The following is an 11016-nucleotide window of genomic DNA, read 5'->3' on the forward strand; positions in this document are numbered from 1 at the left end:
CTCGCTGGGTGATGGGGCCGGAGAGTCGGACTCGTCGGCATTTGCGCTGTGCGCCGTGCCAACCAAGATAGCGATGCTCAAGATCACTGCTAGGACATGACGGACCATTCCGCGAACCTCCATCCTTGCTCGCCCTTGACCACGAGGACGCTGAGCTTCAGAGTCCCCGGCGGGAAGGTCCCGTCCAGTGAGGGGTCGCCGGACCCCTGGATCGCTTGTTTGGTGCTTTCGACCGTGGCATTCCCTCGATAGGTCGCTACCCCAGGGACGCCGCCCAGCTTGCCAAGTTCAATCCCCAGAACGGTCTGGTCGCCGCCGCTGATCGACCCGTTGTTCTTGCGGACACGGTCGATGAGGTCAGCGACGCCCTCGCATGCTGCACAGGTAGGGAGCGTCGTCTCGCGCAATGCTCCTGTGTCCCCTGTCCGTCGAGCATGGTCGACCATCGCGTAGTAGTGCCGCACGAACGCCTCGGCCGCCTTGATCCCTTTCCCCTCCGCCTCAGGCGGCAACGTGGGCTCAACGGGTTCAGCCGGCGCAGCGGACGTCGAAGCCACCGAAGTCGGCGCCGCAGTGGGCTTCGGGATCTTCGGCACCGGTTCGTCGTCGGCACAGCCGGCGAGGAGCAACGGAAGTGAGAGCGCCGCGATGGCAAAACGGCGTACGAACGTGTGCGACATACAGAGCCTTCTTCCCCGAGAGAGTCCGACCGAGGTAGGACGGGAAACACGCTAGGGGAGAGTTGGCGCCGAGACGAGTCCCGATTTCGAACTGTGGAAAAGTTTTACGAGGCGTCGAACGGACCAAACGCGCACCACAACCGGACGCTCACGCTCAGCAGCGGAGGGCCGGGCACAGAGTTGGGTCCGTCCGACAGGCAGGGACCTCAGCGGGCCGCGCGCCGCCCACCCGGCGTCCGAGGCGCCGCGGGCGGTGAAGACGGGGGAGCGTCCGTGTCGTCGGGTTTGGTGATCCCGATCTCCCGGAGCAGCCGCGAGACGAAGAGCAGGCCCGCGAAGAGGCACGCCACCGCCCCCAACGAGCTCAGCGCGAGCAGGCCCCAGCCTCCGGGCTCACCCGAGCGGGCGGCGGTGCCGAAGTCGATCGCCAGGTAGACGAGGTAACCCCAGGCGATCACGCAGGCGGTGATGAGGAGGGACAGGACCATCGCCGGTCGGCTCAGCGACGGCCTCGCCTTGGCGCCCCGTCGTGATCCTGCTCGTTTCCCGGTCACCACGCGGCCATTGTGGCTGATGGATCCGCGCGACACGCCGCGGTCCAGAACAGTCAGGACGTGTTGTCTGGGTCACTGACCTGCGGCTTTGGCGCTCAGACCCCGGGCTGGCGAAACTTGCCGGTCCACCCACTTGCCAACCCCTCGGACCCGACGTAGGTTTACCACTACATCTAGTAGTTACACCGGTGTGGTTCTCCACATCTAGTTCACAGACACCGGCCCCCGATTGCACAACGTCGGCCGAGTTCTCCACAGGAAACATCCACTGATCCACATGCGTTGACACCCGTGGCGGGTGTTTTCGTCGCGCCCCGAAGCGCCCCGAAGCGCCCCGTCGCGCCCCGAAGCGCCCCGAAGCGCCCCGAGCGCTCCCGAAAACCTTTGAAGCCACCCGAGAGGAGGCCCGCGATGCACTGCCCCTACTGCCGTAGCACCGACACCCGGGTCCTCGACTCCCGTGTGGCTGACGACGGCGCATCGATCCGTCGCCGCCGCGTCTGCACCACCTGCGACAAGAGGGTCACCACGGTCGAGCTCATGCAGCTGACCGTCCTCAAGCGCAGCGGCGCGAGCGAGCCCTTCACCCGCGACAAGGCCATCGCCGGCGTCCGGAAAGCCTGCAAGGGCCGCCCGGTCACCGAGGACCAGCTGGCCTGCCTGGGCCAGGCGGTCGAGGACGCGCTTCGCGTCTCCGGCCAGGCCGAGGTCAACGCCAACGAGGTCGGCCTCGCCATCCTGAGCCCGCTCCGCGTGCTCGACGAGGTCGCCTACCTCCGGTTCGCCAGCGTCTACCGCGCCTTCGACTCGGCCGAGGACTTCGAGAACGAGATCGAGATGCTGCGCGCCGAGCGCCGCCTCGAGCAGTCCGATGCCGCCGACGGCGAGCCCGTCGGCATACCAGCCACCACTGGCTGACCCAAGAACTGCCCGGCACGTGGTGGGGAAGCCGCGTGCCGGGCACACCAAACCCAACAAGCAGCAACAGGAGAATTCATGACCGAGACGCATGTCGCAGGCACCGGCCTCACGCTGGAGCGCGTCTTCAGCACGGAGGGCACGCACCCCTACGACGCCATCAACTGGGAGCGTCGCGACGTCGTGCAGACCAACTGGAAGACCGGCGAGGCCGTCTTCGAGCAGCGTGGTGTCGAGTTCCCCGACTTCTGGTCGGTCAACGCCTCGACGATCGTCACCACGAAGTACTTCCGTGGCGCCGTCGGCACCGAGGTGCGCGAGTGGAGCCTCAAGCAGCTCATCGACCGGGTCGTGAAGACCTACACGAAGGCCGGCATCGAGCACGGCTACTTCAAGACCGCCGCTGACGGCGAGGTCTTCGAGCACGAGCTCACCTGGCTGCTGGTCAACCAGTACTTCTCCTTCAACTCTCCTGTCTGGTTCAACGTCGGCACGCCTTCCCCGCAGCAGGTCTCCGCGTGCTTCATCCTCTCCGTCGACGACTCGATGGACTCGATCCTGAACTGGTACAAGGAAGAGGGCTTCATCTTCAAGGGCGGCTCGGGTGCCGGCCTCAACCTCTCGCGCATCCGATCGTCGAAGGAGCTGCTCTCGAGTGGCGGTACGGCGAGTGGCCCGGTCTCATTCATGCGCGGCGCCGACGCCTCCGCGGGCACCATCAAGTCGGGCGGCGCGACGCGTCGGGCGGCCAAGATGGTCGTCCTCGACGTCGACCACCCCGACATCGAGGAGTTCGTCGAGACCAAGAAGAACGAAGAGAACAAGATCCGCGCCCTGCGCGACGCCGGCTTCGACATGGACCTCGGCGGCAAGGACATCACGTCCGTGCAATACCAGAACGCCAACAACTCGGTCCGCGTCAGCGACGAGTTCATGCGCGCGGTCGAGGACGGCACGTCCTTCGGCCTGCGTGCCCGCGAGACCGGCGAGGTCATCGAGACCGTCGATGCCCGCGAGCTCTTCACCAAGATCAGCGAGGCCGCCTGGGCCTGCGCCGACCCGGGTCTGCAGTACGACGACACGATCAACGACTGGCACACCAACCCGGAGACGGGCCGGATCACCGCGTCCAACCCGTGCTCGGAATACATGTCGCTCGACAACTCGTCGTGCAACCTGGCGTCGCTCAACCTGCTGAAGTTCCTCAAGGACGACGACACCTTCGACGCGGCGCTCTTCGCCAAGGCCGTCGAGTTCATCATCACCGCGATGGACATCTCGATCTGCTTCGCCGACTTCCCGACCGAGCCGATCGCCAAGACGACCCGCGACTACCGCCAGCTCGGCATCGGCTACGCCAACCTCGGCGCGCTGCTGATGGCGATGGGCCTGGGCTACGACTCCGACGGTGGCCGCTCGATGGCCGCCTCGCTGACGTCGCTGATGACCGGGGTGTCGTACAAGCGCTCGGCCGAGCTCGCCGCGATCGTCGGACCGTATGCCGGATACCAGCGCAACGCGGAGGCCCACAAGCGGGTCATGCGCAAGCACCAGGCCGCCAACGACGTGGTGCGCGTGCTGCACACCGAGGACAGCCGCGTGCACAAGCTGGCCACCGCTGCGTGGGCCGACGTCATCGCGACGGGGGAGACGAACGGCTTCCGCAACGCGCAGGCCTCCGTGCTCGCGCCGACCGGCACCATCGGCTTCATGATGGACTGCGACACCACCGGCATCGAGCCCGACTTCTCGCTGGTGAAGTTCAAGAAGCTCGTCGGCGGCGGCTCCATGCAGATCGTCAACCAGACGATCCCGCGGGCGCTGGAGAAGATGGGCTACCAGCCCGAGCAGGTCGAGGCGATCGTCGCCTTCATCGGCGAGAACGGTCACGTCATCGACGCTCCCGGTCTCAAGCAGGAGCACTACGAGATCTTCGACACCGCGATGGGCGTGCGCTCGCTCAAGGCGATGGGCCACGTGCGGATGATGGCGGCCTGCCAGCCGTTCCTGTCCGGCGCGATCTCCAAGACGGTCAACCTCCCCGAGACCGCCACGGTCGAGGAGATCGAGGACGTCTACATGCAGTCCTGGAAGCTCGGGCTCAAGGCAACCGCGATCTACCGCGACAACTGCAAGGTCGGTCAGCCCCTCTCCGACGGCAAGTCCGACAAGGCCAAGCGCGACCAGGGCCAGCACGTCGAGGGCGACGACGTCGCCGAGACCAAGGTCGTCGAGAAGGTCGTCTACGCCCCGAAGCGCAAGCGCCTGCCGAAGTCGCGCATCGCCCGGACGACGTCCTTCACGGTCGGCGGCGCCGAGGGCTACATGACCTCAGGTGCCCACGACGACGGCGAGCTGGGCGAGGTGTTCCTCAAGCTCGGCAAGCAGGGCTCGACCCTCGCCGGTGTCATGGACGCCTTCTCGATCGCGGTGTCGATCGGTCTGCAGTACGGCGTCCCGCTCGAGACCTACGTCTCGAAGTTCACCAACCTGCGCTTCGAGCCCGCCGGTCTGACCGACGACCCGGACGTCCGGATGGCGCAGTCGCTGATGGACTACGTCTGGCGCCGCCTGGCCTTGGACTACATGTCCTTCGAGGACCGTGCCGGCCTCGGCATCTACTCCGCCGAGGAGCGTCAGCGTCAGCTCGAGACGGGCTCGTACGAGCTGTCGATGGAGGAGACCGGCAATGCCTCCGAGCTCGTGTCCGCCGAGGACATCGTGGTCGAGGACGTGGCTCCGGCCGCTCCCGCTGCTCCCGCCACCTCTGCCGACGTCGCCCCTGCTCCGGCTGGGGTCCACACCTCTGCCGAGCTGTTCGAGAAGCTCACCGGGACTGCTGTCGACTCGCCGCTCTGCATGACGTGTGGAACAAAAATGCGGCCTGCTGGGTCCTGCTACGTCTGTGAGGGTTGCGGGAGTACGTCGGGCTGCAGCTGATGTCGAATCTCAGTATTTCGCCACCGCGTTCTCAGCATTTCGCCACCGCGTTCTCAGCATTTTGTCACCAGTGATTCTCAGCAAAATGTCACCAGCGTCGCAGTCCTGAGATGCGTGAAGGGCCGGTCACCCAATACGGGTGACCGGCCCTTTGCGTCGGGTGAACCGATTGGGGGGAGTCCAGAAAGTCGGCGGCTTAGGGTGGCGCGGTGGACGACAAGCCGACCGTTGATGCACCTGGGCTCGTTTGGGTGAAGGACCCGGTGAACCGGTTGACGGGTGTTCCGAATGGAGACCTACCCAAGAGTCGCCATCACGACGACTGCATGCACTGGCATCGCGATGCGTCTGGCGGCTTGTTGGGGCCTGCGCCGTATCGGGCGAGTGAGCAACAGATGCGGGAACTGCCGCCGTGCCAGACATGCGCCACCTCTGTAGGGGGTGGCAGGTCCGCAGCGCGCCGTGAGGTCGTGCATGGGGGTCCGTGCCCGTCGTGCGGCATGGGATTGCCTCTGACCGGAGTTTGTGACGACTGCGGTTGACCCCTGCGAAGGTCAAGCGGTCCGAAGTTCTAGTGAGCCAGTTCGAGTTGTCGTGACCAGTGCGGGGCGGGCGGCGCGGGGCCGCACTTACAGGTCGGGAAGCGCGAGTCGCAGATCTGCGGTTGGTTCGAAGACGGCGTCGTCGTTCAGGGCTATGCAGCCCATGTTCTTCAGTGCGCCGACGGCGACGCGGGTGGGGTTGCTGGGGGAGCGGTCGAGAACGTTGTCCCCGCTGATGATGCGGGTGAGAATTGACGCTTCGGTGGTGTTGAGGCTGGAGCCCAAGGTGCGGACGCGTCGGAGTGCATTCTTGAGTCTTGTGTCGGTAGGCGCAGCGGGCAAGATTCTGATGGACCCGTTGGAGTGGTGGAGCCGCAGACCAGTCCCAGCAAGCGCCGTCGGGACTGCGTCAAGGGCTGCTTGTAGCCGCGCTCGTTCCCAGTTGCAGGAGCGAGCGACGTGGTCTACGGCGACGGTCTTGGCGACCTCGTACAAGACGGGGATGAGGTGTGCGGCGTCTTCCAGCGCAGATGGCTGAGGTGTTTTTACCGGTTCGTGGCCGACGGTTAGTAGTTCGGATGGGGTCAGACCTAGTACCTCTGCAAGTGCGTGGACGTGCCGCAGCGACAGCGAACTTTCGAGCAGTCCCTCTTGTCGTGCTGTCCGGAAGGACGCTTGCGGAATGCCCGTGCGGCTGATGATGGCGCGTTCGGACAGGCCGAGCGTGTTCATCTGGTCCGTGATGAGGTCTCGGTCGATGGGGATTTTCATGCGATGCCCTCTACTTTGATGCCGATGTTGCCGCGTCCTTTGTCGTCTTTTTGGGTGCGCCAGTAGGGAACGAGCGGCAGGTTTAGTTGGTGGACGACTGCGCGGATTCCTTGGCGGGTGGCATGTGCGTTGCCGTTGAACAGGGGCGGGTTCGCGTCCTTGGCGAGGAGTTGGTGCCAGCGTTGTGCTGCGAGGAGCACTTTGGCTTCTGCGGGGATGTTGAGGCTGAGGGTGGGGATGTCTCCCTCGGCGGTCACGTCGAGGGCGCGGAGGGCCAGGGTGTCTTCGGTGGTGACGTGTTGTGCGTGGAGGACCGTTGCGGCGGCTCGCCAGGGGTTCACGAATCCGCGTAGTTGGCGGTAGTGGGCACCTGTCATCAGGTTGACGTAGTTGAGTTGAACATGGCGGGTGAAGTGGTGCATGTCGAGGCGAACAAGCAGCCCGTTGCGGAACAGTCCGGCCTGCATGGCGCGGGCGGAGACGGTGCGTTCGATCTCGTGGATGCCGAGCCGTTGCCAGATGCTGCCTGCGAGGGTTGAGATTTCCTCGGTGGTATGTGCCTTGCTGTTCCGAGTTGTCGTGTACGCATCGAGATAGATGCGGTCGCAAAGGTCAACGATGTGCGGTGGCAGCGATGCGCGGTAGGCGGGACGGAACGTGGTCCAGTGATCGTCTGGCAGTTCAATGCCTTCGTAGGCGTCGGTGTTGGCCGTTGGTACGACCGAGAGGGGAACCGGATTCCTGAGACTGGTTGGGAGGTCCTCGAAGGGCCTGCTCTGGAATCCGGCCTCGTTCATGGTTGCTGCATGCACGTGAACTTGCCCGAACGAGAACACGAGGTGCAGGTGCGCGCAAATGCGCCCGGCAAAGTCGATGCAGTCGAAGATGGCAGGGCGGGTGAGGTCCTCGGCGGCTGCGATGTAGAGGTCGGTGATCCCGGTGGCGAGAGACCATGCTGCGGCGCTGCTGAGCATGAGGGTTTCCCCGTTGCGTTTGGTGTAGGTGTCGAGAACGGCTCCGAGGGCACGACAGATGGCCCCGGCCAGCGCGTGAACGGACTTGGCGTTGGGGGGTGCGATGACCCTGATGGCGGTGGGTAGATCGATGGGATCAACAAAACCGTCAAGTTGGAACCCCCGGGGTGCCTCGTAGTAACACATCGTGGTCATGCTGCGTCGTCCTCGTCCTCGTCCTCGTCTTCGGTGATGGACGTGATGGCCTCGGTGAGGTCGTCCTCGTTGGCGTGCTCGACTTCCCAGTCCTGCAGGGTTTCGATGAGCGCAACCCAGCGCCGCAGGAGGCCCTGTGCGTACCGGTCGTCGGCGTAGCGGATGACGTCGTCGGGGACTCCGATGAAGCGCTCGTCGATGGCGCGAACGGTGGTGAAGAGGTCAGCGCCCTTGAGCGGCTTGAAGAACCTCCTCTGCCGGATGCGTTCGCTCAGCGGCTGGTTCTCGCGGACCGTCTTGCTGGCTCCCCACCCGACGAGAAGCAACGGAAACTGAGGGCGAGTGGTGTCGTGGATGTAGCGCGCTTCGGTGAGCCCACGGAGCCCGACGTTCTGAATCTCGTCCAGGATGAGCAAGCCCTTCCAGTCGGCGAGGGCGGCAACGAGTTCGGCCTCCATCTCGGTCTTGTTGTGACCGTCCGGGTTCTGTCCAGTGACGGCAACGATGCTGACGCGTAGGAAGTCGTTCGGTGCCGGGTTCTCCGGCATCGCCGCGACTGCGCTCGGACGTCCGCACCGTTCGGCCGCCCACTGCGCAAAGGTGGTCTTGCCGGTGCCGGGCGGACCGTCGATGAGACCGATGCGGTTGCGCTTGAGAATGCTGGTCATGGCCGACTGTGCGTTGCGAAAACTGGGCGTCTTGACGAGCGGGTGGTCAAGTTCCAGACGCGGCGGCAACACCAGGTTGGTTAGGTCGGGCCGGTTGTTCTTGGCACGCTGCTGGGGCGTTTGGTTGGTCATTCGTCTTCTCCGAAGTTCGCGCCGGGACGCTTGGCGATGCGCTCCCGAATCTTGTCGGTCTTCGCCTCTTGGCGTTTCCGTTGTGCGGTGGTCCGTGAGGGCGCTTGCTGACGCCGACTGCGCTTGGGTGTCGTGGGGTCAACCCGCTCCAAGTCGGTCGATGTGGCAGCCGTCGTCGGTGATGGCGCGTCCGCTTTCGCCTCCGTCGTCTTGTCGCGGGCGCGGGTGATGTCGGTGACGTTGTCGATGGCCTCGTCGACTGCAGCAACCACGATCGGGTCGAGTTCGTCGACGTCGTCGTAGGCAGCGGTGTCGTCGGTGAGAGCGCGGTGAATGCGCTCTTGGTTCGCTGACGCGTTGATCCGCTTGAGCAGGTCGAGGTCGCGTTCACGGCCCTGGAGGATGGCGCGACGCTGGCTCTCGGTCAGGAGGTTCCGGTCGATGGCCCGGCACACCCACGAGTCGCCATCGAAGACCTCGATGAACCGCGTCTCGCGGGTTAGGTACCCGATACGAAGTTTCAGGCCACGCTCGCGGTAGTAGCCAAGTTCGGGGGCGATGTAGTCGACGCCACGGAAACGGATCCCTTCGGCGTTGACGGTCCGATCATTCTTCGAGCGAAGCATCATCGCTCGCACCGTCTCCTCGGGAGTCTCGCGGATGACGGTCGGGTCTATGGACCACGCGACTAGCGGCGTCTGGTTTCCCAGCCGATGCACCTTGGTCTTGGTGTTTTGGTCGACGAGCCACTTGCTGAGGTGGTTCTGGAAGGACTCGAACGAGAGCACGTCCTCCGGGTCAACTTGGTCGGCGTAGCGGGCTGCGACAAGCGGGTTCCCGTCGTCGCCGTTGCCGCCCTTGGTGTAGCCGGGCAATCCCTTGAGAAGTTGCTTGGCGAGACCGCTGAACGTCGATTCGGCCGGGCCGTTCTGATGCTTGTAGAACGCCTTCGTGGGGTTGATGACGACCCCCAGCATGAGGGCTCCCTTGGTCACGGCTTCGGCGAAGTGCTCCATGCCGTTGTCCAGAACCAACTGGACCGGTAGGCCACCGACAACGACGGGGCCGTCTTCGGTTAGGTACTCCCGGCGCAGCGAAGCGGTCGCGAGGAGGTCACAGATGGAGTCCTCGTTCGGGCGACCCTTGTAGGCGACCGCAGCCAACCTCATGGAGGTGGCGTTGTCACGGACGATGGACACGTGAGGGCGGATGATGCTCCCGCCCGGCAGGCTCACCCACACATCCGCTTCAGTGTGGTCAAGATGCCAGGAATGGTTCCGATGCGGAGCGGCCATCGACAGGTACACCTGTCCCTTCGACATGGCGTCCCAGCCGCCAAGGATGCCGTCACGGATGCTTGGAGGCAGGTTCTTGAAGGCGCGGGCGAATGTCGGGTACGACACCCAACCGTCGCCGCCCTTCGTGTCCTCGGGGAACAGCAGGTCGTGAGCAGCCTTCATGTTCAGCGTCGAACGGACAGTGAAAAGGTGGTCTTCGGTGAGTGTGAACGGTTTGCCCTTCACAGGGCGTGACGCTTTCTCGTCCGGACCAGGCGGCGCAGCCTTTGCAGCCTCGGCTTCCTGCAACCAGCGACGCAGTTGTCGTGCGCCCACACCGGCCCGCTGGCTGAGTTGGGCAACTACGAAATTGGGCACCCGCCCGCCGTAGGTCTCCCGGTACGACAGCAACGCGGCGACGACCGCTTCCCTGTGAACCGAAGGGGTGGTCATGCCGCCGCCTCCGTAATGGCCTGTGCCGGGGATTCGGCGAGCCGGTGGATGCCCCCGGTGGAGTCGATGAAGCGGGCCTCGTGAGGGTTCAGCAACGGCAGGAACCGGACACCCGCGAAGAGGTCGTCCCACTTGTCCGCGCCGTAGGTGCGGTACCGCTGGGACTGCTCCAGCATCGTGGCGTCCACGCCGAGGCGAACCCAGGCGGTGGTCTTTATCTCGTCGATGACGATGCCGAATTCGGGGACGAACCACGCGAGGTCGATACGCCCGCCGTCGAAGGCCAGTTCGGCACCGATGTATTGGGCGTCAGGACCCGGCGCGTAGGTGAAGAGGTACGCGCCAGCCATGGACGAAATTTGAGCCCGCGCCTTTGCGAGGTTCCCGAACACACGGGTGTCCTTGGCAGCGGCGTTCACCCATTCGGTGATGCGTCCTGCCAGGACGTTGCGGGACTCGCCCCGGTGCTCGGCGAGGTCACCGGCGCACCGGTGGACGAGTTGACCGACGGCGATGTGCCAGTTGCTCATGCCGGGGCGCACACTGCCTTCCCCCGACGCTCCGCTTGCGACCTGCCGTCCGCTGCGCTTGTCAGCGCTTTGCGCGTGCAACCGGGCGGCTTGCTGGTGGCGTGATGTCATTTCAACTCACCGCCGTCGTAGTTGCCGTCGGTGAGGACCGGGTTGATGTCGGAGCAGTGGAGCGGCTGCGGCTCGCCCTGGGCCGGGTGCCACGTGGACTCGTAGGGGGAGTCGAGAACGATGTGCCGGACCGGAAGATGTCAAGCAGTCTGAAACACGTCTCGTTAAGCGGTTTGTATGAGGGCCTCCGGTGATGGCTCGTTGATCCAGGCAGCGGTGGGAAGTTTTGGTGCCTGGGGTCGGCGGTTGCCGAACCGGTGTGGGTGGGCGG

9 protein-coding genes are annotated in these 11016 nt (G+C 64.9%); 2 read left to right on the forward strand and 7 right to left on the reverse strand.

The features are described from left to right. Positions 1-89: 89 nt before the first annotated feature. Together VNJ48_RS18090 and VNJ48_RS18095 are read right to left on the reverse strand one after the other, a co-directional pair. On the reverse strand, positions 90-680 hold the full coding sequence (locus tag VNJ48_RS18090; protein WP_325604659.1) for a DUF6318 family protein: 591 nt from the start codon (positions 678-680) through the stop codon (positions 90-92). A 206-nt stretch (positions 681-886) separates the two neighbouring features. Next, positions 887-1237: a hypothetical protein gene (locus VNJ48_RS18095; RefSeq protein WP_325604661.1), complete on the reverse strand. Its 351-nt coding sequence runs from the start codon at positions 1235-1237 to the stop codon at positions 887-889. A gap of 408 nt (positions 1238-1645) precedes the next feature. Here VNJ48_RS18095 and nrdR point away from each other — a divergent pair, with 408 nt between their 5' ends. After that, complete coding sequence (gene nrdR, locus VNJ48_RS18100; RefSeq protein WP_325604663.1) at positions 1646-2152, forward strand: transcriptional regulator NrdR; 507 nt, start codon at positions 1646-1648, stop codon at positions 2150-2152. A 78-nt stretch (positions 2153-2230) separates the two neighbouring features. Beyond that, positions 2231-5092 carry a vitamin B12-dependent ribonucleotide reductase gene (locus VNJ48_RS18105; protein ID WP_414689966.1) on the forward strand — a complete coding sequence of 954 codons (2862 nt, stop codon included), beginning with the start codon at positions 2231-2233 and terminating at the stop codon, positions 5090-5092. A gap of 629 nt (positions 5093-5721) precedes the next feature. On the opposite strand, the gene VNJ48_RS18110 is transcribed toward VNJ48_RS18105, so the two are convergent. The 5 genes from VNJ48_RS18110 to VNJ48_RS18130 all read right to left on the reverse strand — a co-directional run bounded on the left by VNJ48_RS18110 (position 5722) and on the right by VNJ48_RS18130 (position 10745). Continuing rightward, complete coding sequence (locus tag VNJ48_RS18110) at positions 5722-6405, reverse strand: hypothetical protein (protein ID WP_325604665.1); 684 nt, start codon at positions 6403-6405, stop codon at positions 5722-5724. Then, positions 6402-7574, reverse strand: a complete 1173-nt coding sequence (locus VNJ48_RS18115; RefSeq protein WP_325604667.1) for a hypothetical protein — start codon at positions 7572-7574, stop codon at positions 6402-6404. Before VNJ48_RS18115 ends, VNJ48_RS18110 begins: the two co-directional genes overlap by 4 nt. Next, entirely contained in the window at positions 7571-8242 is a 672-nt protein-coding gene (locus tag VNJ48_RS18120; RefSeq protein WP_325604669.1) for an ATP-binding protein, read from the reverse strand. The genes VNJ48_RS18115 and VNJ48_RS18120 overlap by 4 nt, the downstream gene beginning before the upstream one ends. A gap of 128 nt (positions 8243-8370) precedes the next feature. Continuing rightward, positions 8371-10104 carry a Mu transposase C-terminal domain-containing protein gene (locus VNJ48_RS18125; RefSeq protein WP_325604671.1) on the reverse strand — a complete coding sequence of 578 codons (1734 nt, stop codon included), beginning with the start codon at positions 10102-10104 and terminating at the stop codon, positions 8371-8373. Then, positions 10101-10745 (reverse strand): hypothetical protein, encoded by a 645-nt coding sequence (locus VNJ48_RS18130; protein ID WP_325604673.1) that lies wholly within the window; start codon positions 10743-10745, stop codon positions 10101-10103. Before VNJ48_RS18130 ends, VNJ48_RS18125 begins: the two co-directional genes overlap by 4 nt. Positions 10746-11016 lie beyond the last annotated feature (271 nt).

The organism is Nocardioides sp., assembly GCF_035576065.1.
GTDB lineage: Bacteria > Actinomycetota > Actinomycetes > Propionibacteriales > Nocardioidaceae > Nocardioides.